The sequence below is a fragment of the Variovorax sp. PBL-H6 genome, assembly GCF_901827155.1.
Taxonomy (GTDB): Bacteria; Pseudomonadota; Gammaproteobacteria; order Burkholderiales; family Burkholderiaceae_C; genus Variovorax.
In genome coordinates this window covers 5,752,268-5,767,357 of record NZ_LR594659.1, presented here as the reverse complement: position 1 = coordinate 5,767,357, position 15,090 = coordinate 5,752,268, and the positions used below count along the sequence as shown (strand labels likewise).

The 15,090-nt window shown below is 69.5% G+C and carries 13 protein-coding genes; 4 read left to right on the top strand and 9 right to left on the bottom strand.

All coding sequences use genetic code 11. The annotated features are described in order from the left end of the window. The first annotated feature begins 1 nt into the window (after position 1). Positions 2–700, top strand: coding sequence for a TetR/AcrR family transcriptional regulator (locus tag G3W89_RS27140; protein WP_162577052.1), 699 nt, complete (start codon positions 2–4; stop codon positions 698–700). A 36-nt stretch (positions 701–736) separates the two neighbouring features. Here the strand turns inward: G3W89_RS27140 and mdeB are convergent, their stop codons facing one another. Then, the gene (gene mdeB, locus G3W89_RS27135) at positions 737–3,373 is read right to left on the bottom strand and encodes an alpha-ketoglutarate dehydrogenase (protein ID WP_162577051.1); all 2,637 of its coding nucleotides are present in this window, start codon (positions 3,371–3,373) and stop codon (positions 737–739) included. 106 nt (positions 3,374–3,479) lie between these two features. Between mdeB and G3W89_RS27130 the strand changes: the two genes are divergently transcribed. Further along, positions 3,480–3,953: an Lrp/AsnC family transcriptional regulator gene (locus G3W89_RS27130; protein ID WP_162577050.1), complete on the top strand. Its 474-nt coding sequence runs from the start codon at positions 3,480–3,482 to the stop codon at positions 3,951–3,953. Here G3W89_RS27130 and G3W89_RS27125 read toward each other — a convergent pair whose 3' ends face one another. The 5 genes from G3W89_RS27125 to mltA form a co-directional block, all read right to left on the bottom strand. Further along, on the bottom strand, positions 3,954–6,209 hold the full coding sequence (locus G3W89_RS27125; RefSeq protein ID WP_162577049.1) for a PhoX family protein: 2,256 nt from the start codon (positions 6,207–6,209) through the stop codon (positions 3,954–3,956). A 127-nt stretch (positions 6,210–6,336) separates the two neighbouring features. Next, the gene (locus G3W89_RS27120) at positions 6,337–7,548 is read right to left on the bottom strand and encodes a hypothetical protein (protein ID WP_162577048.1); all 1,212 of its coding nucleotides are present in this window, start codon (positions 7,546–7,548) and stop codon (positions 6,337–6,339) included. Further along, a complete protein-coding gene (locus G3W89_RS27115; RefSeq protein WP_162577047.1) occupies positions 7,548–8,963 on the bottom strand; it encodes a UbiA family prenyltransferase in 1,416 nt (471 codons plus the stop codon). The genes G3W89_RS27120 and G3W89_RS27115 overlap by 1 nt, the downstream gene beginning before the upstream one ends. A gap of 4 nt (positions 8,964–8,967) precedes the next feature. Next, positions 8,968–9,342: a DMT family transporter gene (locus tag G3W89_RS27110; RefSeq protein WP_162577046.1), complete on the bottom strand. Its 375-nt coding sequence runs from the start codon at positions 9,340–9,342 to the stop codon at positions 8,968–8,970. Positions 9,343–9,387: 45 nt separating this feature from the next. Next, complete coding sequence (gene mltA, locus G3W89_RS27105; protein ID WP_162577045.1) at positions 9,388–10,530, bottom strand: murein transglycosylase A; 1,143 nt, start codon at positions 10,528–10,530, stop codon at positions 9,388–9,390. Between mltA and G3W89_RS33035 the strand changes: the two genes are divergently transcribed. Next, positions 10,529–10,690 carry a hypothetical protein gene (locus tag G3W89_RS33035; protein WP_174258294.1) on the top strand — a complete coding sequence of 54 codons (162 nt, stop codon included), beginning with the start codon at positions 10,529–10,531 and terminating at the stop codon, positions 10,688–10,690. The two genes, mltA and G3W89_RS33035, sit on opposite strands and share 2 nt — an antisense overlap. 34 nt (positions 10,691–10,724) lie before the next feature. Beyond that, the gene (locus G3W89_RS27100; protein WP_162577044.1) at positions 10,725–11,378 is read left to right on the top strand and encodes an OmpA family protein; all 654 of its coding nucleotides are present in this window, start codon (positions 10,725–10,727) and stop codon (positions 11,376–11,378) included. A 144-nt stretch (positions 11,379–11,522) separates the two neighbouring features. Here G3W89_RS27100 and G3W89_RS27095 read toward each other — a convergent pair whose 3' ends face one another. The 3 genes from G3W89_RS27095 to G3W89_RS27085 all read right to left on the bottom strand — a co-directional run bounded on the left by G3W89_RS27095 (position 11,523) and on the right by G3W89_RS27085 (position 15,081). Continuing rightward, a complete protein-coding gene (locus G3W89_RS27095; protein ID WP_162577043.1) occupies positions 11,523–12,149 on the bottom strand; it encodes a response regulator transcription factor in 627 nt (208 codons plus the stop codon). A 28-nt stretch (positions 12,150–12,177) separates the two neighbouring features. Next, a complete protein-coding gene (locus G3W89_RS27090; RefSeq protein ID WP_232076872.1) occupies positions 12,178–14,190 on the bottom strand; it encodes a two-component system sensor histidine kinase NtrB in 2,013 nt (670 codons plus the stop codon). Positions 14,191–14,265: 75 nt separating this feature from the next. Then, positions 14,266–15,081: a carbon-nitrogen hydrolase family protein gene (locus G3W89_RS27085; RefSeq protein WP_162577042.1), complete on the bottom strand. Its 816-nt coding sequence runs from the start codon at positions 15,079–15,081 to the stop codon at positions 14,266–14,268. Positions 15,082–15,090: the final 9 nt, after the last annotated feature.

Here is a 15,090-nt window from a genome sequence, read left to right as displayed (position 1 = left end):
TTTGCCAGATGCCCTGGCCGAAAGCGTATGGCGGCCGCAGCCGGGTCTGGGCAAGCGGGAGCGAACGCGGGTCCAGCTGGTGCAGGCGGCGATCCGGGTATTCACGGCGCGCGGCTTCGCCGCCGCGACCATGCAGGAGCTGGCGGCCGTGGCCGGCATGACCACCGGCACGGTCTACAACCATTTCAAGACAAAGGACGAGGTGGCGCGCGCGGTGGCGCTACTGCTGGCCGACACGCTGTGCCGCCGGATCGACGACAGCCAGCAGGGCATTGCGGAGGGCGCGCAGCGCATGGCGATCGGCAACCAGCGCTACATCTGGCTGGCCGAGCAGAGCCCGCAATGGGCGCTGATGACGCTGGACGTGGCGGCCGCTGCGCCCGAGCTGCTGCTTCAGATCCGCCACTACGCGCTGGCCGACCTGCGGCTGGGCGTAAAGCAGAAGGCCTTCCGCATTCCCAACGAGGCAGCGGCAATGGATGTGATCAACGGCACCATCGCGCAGGCCATGCGCAGCGTGGCCCTCGGACTGGCACCCCCGAACCACGGTCGCGCGGTGGCGACCTGCGTGCTGCGCGGGCTGGGGATGGAGGCTGCGGCGGCCAAGGAGGTGGCGTATCGGCCACTGCCGCCGTTTCCGCCGCTCGGCGAAACGCCTGCTGCGCGCGCGAAGACGGCGGCCAAGTCAAAGCGTGGCTAGCATGCTCCCCCGCAACGCGCAGCGGGCGCCAGGAGCTCAACGCAGCGCGTGCCGCGCCGCCCGCGCGATGCTCGCGGCATCGACGCCGAAGAAGCCGCGCAGCGCCGCACGCGTGTCGCTGCGTCCGAAGCCGTCGGTCCCCAGTGTGATGTAGCGCCGGCCCTCCGGCAGGAAGGCGCGAATGCTTTCCGGCACGGCGCGCACGTAGTCCGTGGCAGCAATCACCGGCCCGCTGCCGCCCGCGAGCTGCTGCGCAATGAAGGGCTGGCCCGGCTGGGCCTCGCCCGCGAGCGCACGCGCCTCGCAGGCCTGCCCGTCGCGCGCCAGCTCGCTCCAGCTGGTGATGCTGAAGACCTCGGCAGGGATGCCATCGCCGGCCAGCAGCTGCGCAGCCTTGAGCACTTCGGTCAGGATCGCGCCGGAGCCCAGCAGGGTGACCTTGCGGCCTTCTCCCGCGGCGGCGCGGAACCGATAGCACCCGCGCAGCACATCGGCTTCCACGCCCGGCGGCAGGTCAGGCTGGGCGTAGTTCTCGTTCATCAGCGTGACGTAGTAGAAGGCGTCCTTCTGCTCGACCATCATCTCGCGCACGCCTGCGTCGACGATCACCGCCATCTCGCCCGCGAAGGCCGGGTCGTAGGCCTTGCAGTTCGGGATGGTGGCGGCGATCAGGTGGCTGGTGCCGTCCTGGTGCTGCAGGCCCTCGCCGCCCAGCGTGGTGCGGCCGGAGGTGGCACCCAGCAGGAAGCCGCGCGGGCGCTGGTCGGCGGCAGCCCAGATCTGATCCCCCACGCGCTGGAAGCCGAACATCGAGTAGTAGATGTAGAAGGGCAGCATCGCCAGCCCATGCACGCTGTAGCTGGTGGCAGCGGCCGTCCAGCTCGCGATGGCACCCGCCTCGCTGATGCCTTCCTCGAGGATCTGGCCGTCGGTCGCCTCGCGATATGAGAGCACCGAGCCGATGTCCTCCGGTGCGTAGCGCTGTCCCACGCTTGAATAGATGCCGACCTGCTTGAACAGGTTGGCCATGCCGAAGGTGCGCGCCTCGTCGGCCACGATGGGCACGATGCGCGGCCCCAGCGCCGCGTCCTTCATCAGGCTGCCCAGCATGCGCACGAAGGCCATCGTGGTGCTCATCTCCTTGCCCGCGGCGGCCACTGCGAACTGTGCGTAGGCGGTGATGTCGGGCTTGGCGACCGGGTCGCATGCGGTCTCGCGCCGCGGCATGCTGCCGCCCAATGCGGCGCGCTTGTCTTTCAGGTAGCGCATCTCGGGGCTGTCCTCCGCCGGCTTGTAGAAGGCGGCTTGAGCGGCCTGCTCGTCGGTCAGCGGCAAGCTGAAGCGGTTGCGGAACTCGATGAGGTCCGTCTCGCCCAGCTTCTTCTGCGAGTGCGTGGTCATCTTGCCCTGCCCGGCGCTGCCCATGCCGTAGCCCTTCTTGGTGTGCGCCAGGATCACGGTGGGCTGGCCGCGGTGCGCGGCCGCGGCGGCATAGGCGGCGTGGATCTTCACCAGGTCGTGGCCGCCGCGCTTGAGTCGGTCGATCTGCTCGTCGGTCAGGCCCTCGACGAGGCGCGCCAGCTGCTCGTTCTGGCCGAAGAAGGTGTCGCGGTTGTAGCGGCCATCCTTGGCGGCGAAGGTCTGCATCTGGCCGTCCACCGTGTTGGCAAAGGCGCGCACCAGCGCCCCGCCGGTGTCGCGCGCGAACAGGCCGTCCCAGTCGCTGCCCCAGACCAGCTTGATCACGTTCCAGCCGGCGCCGGCGAAGAGCTTCTCCAGCTCGTCGATGATGCGGCCGTTCCCGCGCACCGGGCCGTCCAGGCGCTGCAGGTTGCAGTTGACGACCCACACGAGGTTGTCGAGCTTCTCGCGCGCGGCCAGCGTGAGCGCACTCATCGATTCGGGCTCGTCCATCTCGCCGTCGCCGAACACGCCCCAGACCTTTCTTCCTGCGCAATCGAGCAGATGGCGATGCGTGAGATAGCGCATGAAGCGCGCGTGGTAGATCGAGCTGATGGGGCCGATGCCCATCGAGCCGGTGGGGAACTGCCAGAAGTCCGGCATCAGGTACGGGTGCGGGTAGCTGCTGAGGCCGCGCGCGCCGCTGCCGCTTGCGAAGGCGGGCGCGCTGAGTTCCTGGCGGTAGTGCTGGAGGTCTTGCTCGGTGAGCCTGCCTTCGAGATAGGCCCGCGCATAGACGCCGGGCGCGCTGTGCGGCTGGAAGAACACCAGGTCGCCGCGGTGCGAGCCGTCTCGCGCATGGAAGAAGTGATTGAAGCCCGTCTCGAACAAATCGGCCGCGCTGGCATAGCTCGCGATATGGCCGCCCAGCTCGCCATAGGCCTGGTTGGCGCGCACCACCATCGCGAGCGCGTTCCAGCGCATCAACGAGGCCAGGCGCTCCTCGATCGCGAGGTCCCCGGTGAACGCCGGCTGCTGCTCGACCGCAATGGTGTTGACGTAAGGCGTGGCCAGCTCGGGCTGCCATCCGATGCGCCGGGTGCGGGCGATGCGCGCCAGCTCGTCCAGCATCCAGCGTGCGCGCTCGGGGCCATGCGTCTCGGCCAGCGCGGCGAAGGCTTCTCGCCATTCCGTGGTCTCGGCCGGGTCGGGGTCGTTCAGGGGCGTGTCGATCAGCGCACGCAGCTGGTCATTGGAAATCGGGGCATTCATGAACCGCACTTTAGGCCGTCATTCATGGAATGAGCTGCCGTTTGGGCCGAATTCATGAAGTTGTTGCGGCATAAGATGCCGCAACACCTCGGATTCAAGGCATTTCATGAAACTGGACGCGATCGATCTGCGCATCGTCGACGAACTGCAGCGCGACGGCGCGCTGTCCAACGTGGCGCTCGCGCGCCGCGTGCACCTGTCGCCCTCGCCCTGTCTTTCGCGGGTGAAGGCCTTGGAGGCGGCGGGCGTGATCCAGCGCTACGTGGCGCTGGCGAGCGCGGCGGCGCTGGGCCTCGGGTTGAATGTCTTCATTTCGATCAGCCTGCGCACGCAAAGCAAGCAGTCGCTGGCCGACTTCGAGCAGCGCATCGCCGAGCACGAGGAGGTGATGGAGTGCTACCTGATGACCGGCGACAGCGACTACCTGATCCGGGTCGCCGTGGCCGACATCGCGGCGCTCGAAAGGTTCATCCTCGAGCAGCTCACGCCCATCGAGGGCATCGAGAAGATCCGCTCGAGCTTTGCGCTCAAGCAGGTGCGCTACAAGACGGCGCTGCCGTTGCCGGCGGCGCCGTCCTGATCACAGTCCGACGATTCCGCCGTCGTCCTTGGTGATCACCACCGTGGCCGAGCGCGGGCGCGCGTTGCCGCCGTCCGGCCAGTGGCTGCCGAACTGCGCCGGCGTGGTGATGCTGGCCGCGGGCGTGGTCTCGCCCGGATGCTGGATGTTGACGAACAGCGCGCGGCCGTCGCCCGACTCGGCGATGCCGGTGATTTCGCAGTCCTTCGGGCCCACCAGGAAGCGGCGCAGGCCTTCGGTGCCCGGCGCCTTGCCGACGAAGGTCGCCTGCTGCCGCGTGGTGGCGCCGTCGACGTTGGTGATGGTCCTGGCGGCGCCGTCGCCGACCTTGCCTGGAACGGCGGCGAGCAGCATGCAGTTGGTGACGTCGGTGTAGGCACCGTCGTCGGTCTCCAGCCACAGCAGCCCGCCCGTGGCCTGGCTGAACCACATGCCGTCGGGGCTGGAGAAGTCGTTGTCGGCAACCAGGCCCGAGAGGTTGATGTCGGCAGATGCGACTGCGCGAGCGCCGAACAGGTACACGTCCCACTTGAAGCTCAGGGCCGCCGGGTCGCCGTTGTCATCGGCGAAACGCACGATGTGGCCGTTGGGGTTGCCGGTCTGCGCGGTGGCGGCGGCGCCCTTCGGGTCGTTGTAGAAGCGCGGGTTGGCACCGTCGGTGGCCGTGATCGGGCGCGAGGCGGCGTTGGTGTTGGTGAGCGTGACGTAGACGTCGCCGGTTTTCGGATTGACGGCTGTCCACTCGGGGCGGTCCATCCTGGTGGCGCCGGCCGCATCGGCCGCGAGGCGCGCATTGATCACCACGTCGGCCGCGTCGGTGAAGGCGTAGGCGGTGTTGCTCGAGGTGATGCCGTTGATGCCGAGCTTGAGCTCCAGCCAGGCGCCGGTGCCATCGGCGTTGAACTTGGCGACGTAAAGCCGGCCGTCGTCCATGTACTTGTCGCCGGCGGCCAGGCCGCCATCGACATCGGCCGCGTCCCAGTTCTTCGTCGAGACGAACTTGTAGATGTACTCGTTGCGCGAATCGTCGCCCATGTACCAGACGAGGGGCTTGCCGACGACCACCGGACCGAGGCATGCGCCTTCGTGGCCCATGCGGCCGAGCGCGGTGCGCTTCTTTGGCGTGCTGCCGGGCGCGAAGGGATCGATCTCCACCACCCACCCATAGGTGTTGGCGCCGTTGCGATAGTCGTCCGCGGCCGTGGCGCCGGTGACCTGCGCATTCCAGCGGCCGTAGAGGTTGTCGGCGGTGTCGGGCGTGGGGGTGGCCCACAGTTCTCGCCCGGTGCCGGCAACGCCGTAGCGGTTGAAGCTGGCGATTTCCCTGGCGGTGCGGCTCGGGTTGTCGGTGGCGGCGATGCGACGGAAATAGCCGGCCCAGTTTTCCTCGCAGGTCAGGTAGGTGCCCCAGGGCGTGGTGCCGTTGGCGCAGTTGTTGAGCGTGCCGCGGGTCTTGCTGCCGTCGGGGGAGAACTTCGTTGCCAGGTGGCCGGTCTTGGCCGCGGGGCCGGAGAAGCTCATCTCGGTCAGCGTGTGGACACGGCGATTGAAGGCGGAGTCCTGCTTGTAGCTCCAGGCGCTCGCGCCCTTGTTGACCTCGATCACGCTCACGCCGTGCAGGTAGAACTCGCGCAGCACTTCGTCGGCCACGGTGCGCACCTGCGCGTTGCCGGTGCCCGTGGTGGTCTGGCCGGCCGGGTGCAGGAAGAGCGGCGTGATGGCTTCGTGGTTCATCGTCAGCAGGCCGCGCGTGGCGCTGGACGGGGCCCACTTGTCCGAAGCGTCCATGCCGAAGAAGGTCATGCCGTCGTGGTGGTCTCCGGCGCGGCGGTCGAAGGTGGTGGGCGCATCCGTGCCGTCGTTCGCGTAGGCGGGCACGCCGGCCGCGATCGGGTCGCCGAGGCGGTACAGCACCGTGGCGGTATAGCCCGCCGGGACCGTGACGATGTCGGCCAGGCTCTTGGAGACGGCGGTGAAGCCGAGCTTGGGTGCAGCGGGCGCCGGGGCCGGTGCAGGTGCAGGAGCGGGAGCGGGCGCAGGGGCCGGTGCGGGCGGCAACACCGGAAAGCCGTGGCCGCCGCCGCCGCCGCAGGCCTGCAGGAGGGCGGTGCCGGCAGTGCCGACGCCGAGGCCGAACAGGTGGCGACGGCTCAGGCGGGACGCGAGCAAATCGGTGAAGGACGGGTTGGAGCTCGTGTTGTGGCCGATGTCGTCGGGGTCGATGGAGAGGACGTCATGGCAGGTCTTGGCGGTCATGCGCGAATCTTTCAGTGGGGAAACGGTTGTTGCGTAGCCCCGATACGCTAAAAGTTCAATATGACGCCACGAAGTCAGGCGCGGCTCCGGCGCCCCTGCCAGCCGGCGTCGACGTTGTGGTCGCCGCTCAGCGCGCGTGCTGCAGCAGCCGAACCGCGTCCTCGTACATGGCCGCGTTGTGGAAGGCCGCGAGACCCGCAGCCGCGAGCGCCATCGCCGCGGCCAGCGCATGCGGCAGGACGTGCGTGGCGCACACCGCGACCGCCATCAGCAGCGGCAGGAAATGCGCGGCATACAGGAAGGTCTCGTCGCCATACACGAGGTGCAGCAGCACCTGCGCACCCAGCGTGAGCCCGAGCACCGCGGCGAAGCGGCGCCAACGCTCGGCACGAAGCAGGCCGACGGCGCCGGCCGCGAGCAGCAGGCTCCACAGGACGAGCGCCGAGACGCCGGCCCAGCCCCCCGAAGCCGGTGCGCTCAGCTGCACCGTCACCCAGTCGAGCCCGGGCGGGACGGAAGGCACGCTCAGCACCTCGGGCAGGCTGATCGGATGCCAGAACATTGCGGCGAGTTTGTCCAGCACGGTGCCGGAGCGCTCCAGGTTGACGTAGTCCGCCTCTTCCCTGCTGCCGAGGAAGAAGAACTTGGCAAAGCGGTAGAGAAAACGCTGCGCCACCGCGATGGCCGCGACGGCCATGAAGGCGGCCGCGCTGATCGCGAGCGCGCGTCGCCAGGGCCGCTGGACCAGCGCGAGCGCCAGCCCCGCGACCCAGTTCGTCACCGTGATCGCAAGGCTGGCGATGCTGGCGGCCAGCAGCAGCCGGTCGCCCACGGGCTGGTGCGCCGCGAGCGCCGCGACCAGCAGCACCCACAGCAAGGTCAGCGATCCGAGGCCGTAGGTCTCCGGCACCGAGAACCAGAACTGGAAGGCGGCGCTGCCAATGGCCAGCAGGGAGAAGCAGGCCGCCACGACACGCCCGCCGCCGAGCACGCGGCACAAGGCGTAGAAGGAGAGCACCCACAGCGCGGCCACCAGGTAGGCGAAGCGCATGGCGGCCTGGAGGTCGGTGCCGGGCCACAGCGCACGCAGGCCCGTCACCATCGGATGGATGAGGATCGACGCGATCGGGTGGACCTTGGTGCGGTAGTGGTTGCTGCCCGCGTCCACCATGTTGGCCAGCACGCGCGGGATGTCGGACTGGAACCAGGCGTCGAGGCCGGTCTCTCGCTCGAAGAGTGCGGGCGGCAGTTGGTGGGCGAGCGTTGCCAGCAGCAGCAGGGCCGCGAGCGCCAGCCCTGCGGCAACGAGGGCATCGCAGGCCAGCGCGCGCTTGGGCACTAGTCCGCCGCCCACAGCGCAAGGGCGGCAATGACGACCGCAAGGCGGCTGACCCAATCGCGCGCGGCAAAGACGACCGGGTCATCGTGCAAGGCGCCGCGGACTGCCTTCAGCCACACGCGCAGGGTCCAGAACAGGAAAAGGGGAATCAGCACCCAGAGGTATTCCGGATGGTCATAGCGCGCCAGCATTTCCTGGTCGTGCAGGTACAGGCTGAGCAGCAGCACCGACATCTGGCCGGCCGCCACGCCGGTGCACAGCACGAAGTTCCCGTCCCCGGGCTGGTAGCCGCGGTCGCGCTTCATGCGCTGCGCGTCGGGCGGCGAGCCGGACAGCTCGACGTAGCGCTTGGCCAGTGCCAGGCTCAGGAAGATGAACATCGAGAAGGACAGGATCCAGAACGACAGCGGCAGCCCGGTCGCCGCGGTCCCCGCCGCCACGCGGAGGGTGTAGAGCCCGGCCAGCGCGAACACGTCGACCACCGCGCGGCGCTTGAGGAACAGCGAGTAGGCGCTGGTCAGTGCCATGTAGAGCAGCAGGACGCTCACGAAGGCCGCCGGAAGCAGCGCGAGCGACAGCGCCAGCGCGGCAGCGCACAGCAGCCCCGCCAGCGCCAGCCCATGGAGCGCCGTGATCTCGCCGGAGGCGAAGGGCCGCAGGCGCTTCCGGTGATGCCGCCGGTCCGACTCGAGGTCGACGAGATCGTTGAGCACGTAGATGCCCGAAGCCATCAGCCCGAAGGCCACGAAGGCCAGCACGGCGTGCAGCACGATCGGCTGGGTGAGCTCGTGCAGCACGGGCATCAGCGGCAGGAAGATCAGCACGTTCTTGAGCCACTGATGCAGCCGCACGCCGTACAGATAGCCCTTGAGCGGGATGCGTGGCGGGACGATCCGCGCCTCGATCGTGGTCAGCCCGGCCACCCGGCGCGCCAACGACTCGGAACGGCTGACCACCACCGCGGTATCGGCCCCGCCCCACACCGCGAGATCCACATGGCCGTTGCCGGCGTAGCTGAAGCCGCGGCCGCCGGCATCGGCCTCGATGGCGGCGCGCTTGCCCGCGCCGCGCAGGTTGTGCTCGCCGTCGGAGGCGAGCACCGCGTCGAACAGTCCCAGGTGCGCGGCGACGGCGCGCGCGATCCGCTCGTCGCTGGCGGTGGCCAGCACGGTGCGGCGGCCCGCGGCGCGGGCGCTGCGCACCAGCTCGAGCACCTCCGGCCGGTACGGGAGCGTCTGCACGTCGATGGCGGCGCGGCTCGCCACCTCCTGCTTGAGCGCGGCCTTCCCGCGCAAGAGCCACAGCGGAAGCCACAGCAGCGAAGCCGGCGAGACGCGCGTCAATTGCAGCAGGGATTCGTGCAGCGAATCGGTGGCGATCAACGTGCCGTCCAGGTCCACGTAGAGCGGGCACATGGCGTCATCCTCGGCTCAACACGACCACGCCGACAAGGATGATGGCAATGCCGAGCACGCGCGAGGCGTTCAGCGATTCGCCGAAGAGCTGCCATGCGAGCAGGGCCGCAATGACGTAGCCCATGGACAGCATGGGATACGCCACCGTCACGTCCACCCGTGTCAGCGCGAGGATCCACAGCCCGGCGCTGATGAAGTAGCAGACCAGCCCCAGCACGATCCAGGGCTGCGTGGCGGCGCTCCATGCTGCGGCCGAAAGCGAGGCGCTGTTGCCCATCGCGACGGTGCCCAGCGTGCGCGCACCGGCCTTGAGCATCAGCTGCGCGGCTGAATTCAGCAAAACGCCCGCGAGGATGATCCAGAAGCTGTGAAGGTTCATGGCGCTCCCTGTCTGCCCTGGCAGGGATCATGCCCCTTCACCCGGTCATTTGGGCCACAACACCCACAAGCGGAGTGGCTGATTCACGCGTGCCGCCAGCCGCCCCGCTTCCGGCCCGGTCCCGGCGAAGTAGTCGGCGCGCAGCGCGCCCACGATGGCGCTGCCCGTGTCCTGCGCCACCACCAGCCGGGCCAGTGGCACGGCCGGCCCCGGCGAAGCCAGCCAGACGGGCGTGCCGTAGGGAATGCTGTCGCGGTCGACCGCGATCGAGCGGCCGGCCGTGAGCGGCACTCCTTGCGCGCCGACCGGACCGGTGGCGGCGTCGATGTCTGCCAGCGGCTCCTCGCGGAAGAAGACGTAGCGCGGATTGCTCCACAACAGCTGCGACAGGCGCTGCGGGTTCTGCGCCACCCACTGCTTGGTGTCGTCGGGCCACAGGCTGACCTTGGTCGCGCCCTGGCTCTGCAGCCATTGCTGCACGCTGCGATATGGCTGCTCGTTGGTCGCCGAGAAGGCCACGCGCACGGTGCGCTGCGAGCCGTCGGCCTCGGTGATGCGCAACCGGCCCGAGCCCTGGATGTGCAGCATCAGCACGTCGATCGGGTCGGCCAGCCACGCGATCTCGCGACCGCGCAATGCGGCCTGCGCTTGCGGCAGCGTGTCGATCTCCTGGCGCGTGAACCAAGGGCGGCGCGCCACCAGGCCGGCAGGGGCTTGGTAGAGCGGCACGGTGTGCTGGGCAGTCGGCCGGCGCGAGGCCTCGAACACAGGCTCGTAGTAGCTCGTGAGCTTGCCTTCGCCGGGACCCGAGAGCGGCTCCACGCGGTAGGGCTGCAGGCGCTCGCGCAGCCACTGGCGCTGCTCCTCGGTCTCGGCCAGCGCCAGCTGGCGCACCTCGCGGCACAGTGGCGCGAAGGCGGCGTTCGGGCGGGCGCAGTTGGCGATCATCGCGCTCCAGCCTTCGTGCAGCGCATCGTCCTCGAAGCCGGGCAGCTCGGACCAGGGCACCGGCACCCAGCGGCTCTTGGGATGCGTGAGCGAACCGGTCAGCGGGCCCAGGTCGCGCGGGGGCGGCGCGCTCGACGGGGCCGTCGCGACAGGTGCCTCGGGTTTCAGGGTGCCGACGGAGCAGCCGGCCAGCGTTGCTACGATCGCGAGCCCGACCAGCCACTGGAGTCCTCTTTTCATGGGTTTGATTTTGCTCGAAGCGCTCGGCGCCGGAATCCTGCTGGTGCTGATGGTGTGGTGGACGATGTTCTCTGGCCGCAAGGGCGGCGAACTGCATGAAGGGGACGAGGAAGAAAAAGCGCCTCCGTCCGACGAGCCGCCTTCGGGCGGCTCACCATAATGGACCGCCCTGTTTCACTGACTGAAGGGTCTACATGAAGAAATTCGTCCTCGCCACCACCGCCACCGCGATCGTCCTGTCCGGCTGCGCCGGCATGAACGACACCCAACGCAACACCGGCATCGGTGCCGGTGTCGGCGCACTCGGCGGCGCCGTCATCGGCTCTGCGACCGGTGGCAACAGCCGCGCGATCGGCACCGGCGCGGCGGTCGGCGCCGCCGCTGGCGCGCTCGGCGGCTATCTCTGGTCGCAGCGCATGGAATCGCAGAAGCGCGAGATGCAGGCTGCCACGCAGGGCACCGGCATCGCAGTCACCCAGACGCCCAACAACGAGCTCAAGCTCGCGATCCCGAGCGATGTCTCCTTCGACACGGGCCGCTCCACGATCAAGCCCAACTTCGTACCCATCCTCAACCAGTTCGCCAACGGCCTGCGCAACAATCCCAATGCCGAGGTGCGAATCATCGGCCACACCGACAGCACCGGCACCGACGCCATCAACAACCCGCTGTCGGTGGAGCGCGCGGCGAGCACGCGCGACTACCTGATCTCGCGCGGCGTGCCGCAGCAGGCCTTCCGCATCGAGGGCCGCGGCTCGCGCGAGCCCATTGCAGACAACAGCAGCGATGCGGGGCGAGCGCAGAACCGCCGGGTGGAGATCTACGTGGGCGAGCGCCCGCAGGGCTGAGATCGAAAGGGGCTTGGTTCGGCACTGTCGGACAAGCCACACCTCCAGCGCAGCCCTGATTCTTAATTCGACGGAGGCTGCAGCTTGCGTGATTCGATGGGTCGGGGCGCGTCAGAGTGGCGCCGTGACGGCAGCCGTATGCCTTCAAATGTCCCTCAGCAGATTCGCCAGTTCCACCGCCGACTTCACTTCCATCTTCTCGAACACCCGCGCCCGGTGCACCTCCACCGTCCGCACGCTGATCGAGAGCTGATCCGCAATCAGCTTGTTCGGCAGGCCCTCGACAACGCGCCGCATCACATCGCGCTCGCGCTCGGTTAGCTCCTCGACCCGATGCAGCAGCAGCTGGCGCGCGCGCTGTGCTTCGACGGCGCGCAGCGAGGTGCCGAGCGCATGCTCGATGCGGTCGACCAGCGCGTTGTCGGAGAAGGGCTTCTCGCAGAAGTCGAAGGCGCCGCGCTTTACCGCGTCGACGGCGGTGGGCACGTCGGCATGGCCGGTCAGGAAGATCACCGGCATCACCTCGAGCAGGCCGCGCTCCGCCAACCGGTCGAACAACGCCAGTCCGCTCATGCCGGGCATGCGCACGTCCAATAGCAGGCAGTGCGGCTGATCGGCCAACGGGCCCTCGGCCAGGCGCAGCTCGAAGTCCTCGGCGCTTGCGTATTGCTCGCTCACCAGCCGCCGCGAGCGCAGCAGCCAGGCGAGCGCCTCGCGCACGCTGGCGTCGTCGTCGACGATGAAGATCAAGGCATCGATCAAGGGTTGCATCAGGGAATAGGGGGATTGCGGGAGAGTGTCAGGCCGCCGGCAGCGTGAACCGGAACACGGTGCCGCGCGGCCGCTGCGGTTCGAATGCCAGCGCGCCGCCGTGCTGCTCGACCACCGTGCGGCACAGGCTCAGGCCGAGCCCCATGCCGTCGGGGCGCGTGGTGAAGAAGGGCGTGAAGAGCCGCGCCGCGACCTCTTCGCTGATGCCGGCGCCGCGGTCGGCCACCGAGAATTCGACCCAGCGGCGCACGTCCGCCTTGTCGGGACCGTCGCCGCTTTCGCCCACGGCCCGGGCGCGTGCGACGCGCAGGTGCAGCACGCGCTCGCTGAGCTCGGGCAGGTCCATCGCCTGCATCGCGTTGCGCGCCAAATTCAGCAGCACCTGCTCGACCAGCGTGCGGTCGCACAGCACGCGCGGCAGGCGCTCCTCGTAGTGCACGTCGACGCGCACGCCAAGCTTGCGCGCCTGCAGGCGCACGAGCGGCAGCACGGCATCGATCAGGGCATGCGGCGCGACTGCCTCGCGGACGCGGTCGCGCCGGCGCACGAAGTCGTGCACGCTGCGGATCACCTGGCCGGCGCGGTCGGCCTGCTCGGCGATGCGGCGCACGGCCATCGCAACCTCGCCGTGATCGCTGCCGGAAGACGCGCCGGCGCTGCGCAGCAGATTGAGCGAGCCGCTGGCATAGCTGGCAATGGCTGCGAGCGGCTGGGTGAGCTCGTGGCTCAGCAGGGAGGCCATCTCGCCCACGGTCGCGAGCCGCGCGCTGGCCTGGAGCCGCTCCTGGCTGGCGCGCGAGAGCTCCTCGATGCGCCGCTGCTCGCTGACGTCGATGAAGGCGCTCATCCAGCCGGTCTGCGTGCCGTGCGCGTTGATCAGCGGCGCCTCGAAGATCAACACCGGGAAGCGCCGGCCGTCCTTGTGCATGAAGACCGACTCGAAGCCCTCGCGCGGCGGCACGCCGCCCGCCATGCGATGGGCCTGGCGCTGGCGGTATTCCTGCGCCAGCTCCGTCGGCCAGTAGGGCACGTCGCCGCTCGAGTGGTCCATCAGTTCTTCGGCGCTGAAGCCCACCATCTCGCAGAAGGCGGGGTTCACGTAGGTGATGCGGCCCTGCAGGTCGCGCGCACGCAGGCCGGTGATGACCGAGTCCTCCATGGCCTTGCGGAAGGCCAGCGCATCGGCCAGGTCGTGCTCGGCGCGCAGCCGCCGCCGCGTGTCGCGCGCCAGCAGCACCAGCACCGAAACCAGCGCGATCGAGATGGCGGTGACGAGGCCGGTCAGCAGATTGGGGAAGAGGTCGGGCGCGGCGCGCCAGCCGTCCACGCGCAACATCAGCGCATTGCCGGGCAGGTCGACGAGCTGCTGCGCGGTGAAGACACGCGTACCCACGCGCCGCGCCGCGCCCACCGCCACCAGGCGCGTGCCGTCAGGCTCGGTGAAGGCGACCTCCTGGCCGCGCGTGAGCGTGGGTGCGACCAGTTCGATCAGCGTGTCGCGCAACGAATACGCGGCCACCAGGAAGCCGCCGCCATCGGCCGGCAGGCACAGCTCCATCACCTCGAGGCCGCCGCTGGGCGCGAAGGGCACGTAGTGGCTCGGCGAGTAGGCCGGCGCGCCCGCCTTGCGCGCGGCGGCGCAGGCCAGCGCGACGTCGGACTGGTCGGAGCCGCGGTTCGCCTCGTCGAACAAGCGCCGGCGATAGGGCGTGTCGACCGCTGCCAGCGGGCGCAGCGCGGCATCGCGCCATTCGAGCCGCAGCCACTCGCGATGCTCGCGCAGCAGCGCCGCGGCCTCGATGGGCCAGTGCTCGCGGTCCATGCCGTTGACCTGCGAGGCGCGCAGGCTCTGGGCATTGCGCTGCAGGCCGCTGCGCAGGTCAGAGACGGCATCGGCGGTGTCGCGGTCGAGGGCGTTCTGCACCTGCTCGACCTCGTGCCGGCCGGCGAGCCACACCACAGTGGCCAGCAGCGCGACGACCAGCACCGCGAGGATCAGCCACAGGAACCAGCGCTGCCACAGCGAGTGCAACGAGCGCAGCGAACGAAGGCCCGAGAAAGCCCCCCGGAGCGTTCTTGCGATGGGCAGCGTGGTCGAAGACACCGGCGTCAGGCTTCAGAGCACGCGATGCGAGAGGGCCGGCAACTGCGTGCGCGCTTGCTCGACCTGGCGGGCGTCGAGTTCGAAGCTCACGACGCCCTCCTCGACCGCGCGCTGCGCGACCACCGCACCCCAGGGGTCCACCACCATCGACTGGCCCCAGGTCCGGCGGCCGTTCTCGTGCGTGCCGCCCTGGGCCGGTGCGACGACCCAGCAGAGGTTCTCGATGGCGCGCGCGCGCAGGAGCACCTCCCAGTGGGCCGAGCCGGTGGTGTGGGTGAAGGCGCTGGGCGCCAGCAGCAGCTCGGCGCCCCGCGCCGCGAGCGCGCGGTAGAGCTCGGGAAAGCGCAGGTCGTAGCACACGCTCATGCCGATGCGCCAGCGGTGGCCATCGCGCGAGGGCAGATCGAAGCAGACCGGCTCGGTGCCGGGCGCGATCACGCGGCGCTCGTCGTAGCGCTCGCGCCCGTTGTCGTAGAAAAAGAGGTGGATCTTGTCGTAGCGCGCCACGCGCTCGCCATCGGGCGAATAGGCCAGGGAGCTGTTGAACACGTGGTGCTCGTCGCCGGTCTCCAGCGGCAGCGTGCCGCCTACGATCCACAGCCCGAACTCGCGGGCGGCGTCGGCCAGGAAGCCCTGCACCGTGCCGGCGCCGGCGGTCTCGCGCAGGCCCAGCTTGTCGGTGTCGCGTGCGCCCATCATGCAGAAGTACTCGGGCAGCACGGCCAGCTCTGCGCCGGCGGCGGCGGCTTCTCCCAGCAATGCATGGGCGCGGGCGAGGTTGGCCTCGCGTGCGATGGCCGAGACCATCTGGATGGCGGCGACTTTCATGGGCGCTCC

Bases quoted from the DNA above. Each gene is read 5' to 3' on its own strand.
- G3W89_RS27115 (WP_162577047.1), bottom strand. From the start codon at position 8,963: ATGTGCCCGCTCTACGTGGACCTGGACGGCACGTTGATCGCCACCGAT.
- G3W89_RS27130 (WP_162577050.1), top strand. From the start codon at position 3,480: ATGAAACTGGACGCGATCGATCTGCGCATCGTCGACGAACTGCAGCGC.
- G3W89_RS27100 (WP_162577044.1), top strand. From the start codon at position 10,725: ATGAAGAAATTCGTCCTCGCCACCACCGCCACCGCGATCGTCCTGTCC.
- G3W89_RS33035 (WP_174258294.1), top strand. From the start codon at position 10,529: ATGGGTTTGATTTTGCTCGAAGCGCTCGGCGCCGGAATCCTGCTGGTG.
- mltA (WP_162577045.1), bottom strand. From the start codon at position 10,530: ATGAAAAGAGGACTCCAGTGGCTGGTCGGGCTCGCGATCGTAGCAACG.
- G3W89_RS27095 (WP_162577043.1), bottom strand. From the start codon at position 12,149: ATGCAACCCTTGATCGATGCCTTGATCTTCATCGTCGACGACGACGCC.
- G3W89_RS27110 (WP_162577046.1), bottom strand. From the start codon at position 9,342: ATGAACCTTCACAGCTTCTGGATCATCCTCGCGGGCGTTTTGCTGAAT.
- mdeB (WP_162577051.1), bottom strand. From the start codon at position 3,373: ATGAATGCCCCGATTTCCAATGACCAGCTGCGTGCGCTGATCGACACG.
- G3W89_RS27125 (WP_162577049.1), bottom strand. From the start codon at position 6,209: ATGACCGCCAAGACCTGCCATGACGTCCTCTCCATCGACCCCGACGAC.
- G3W89_RS27085 (WP_162577042.1), bottom strand. From the start codon at position 15,081: ATGAAAGTCGCCGCCATCCAGATGGTCTCGGCCATCGCACGCGAGGCC.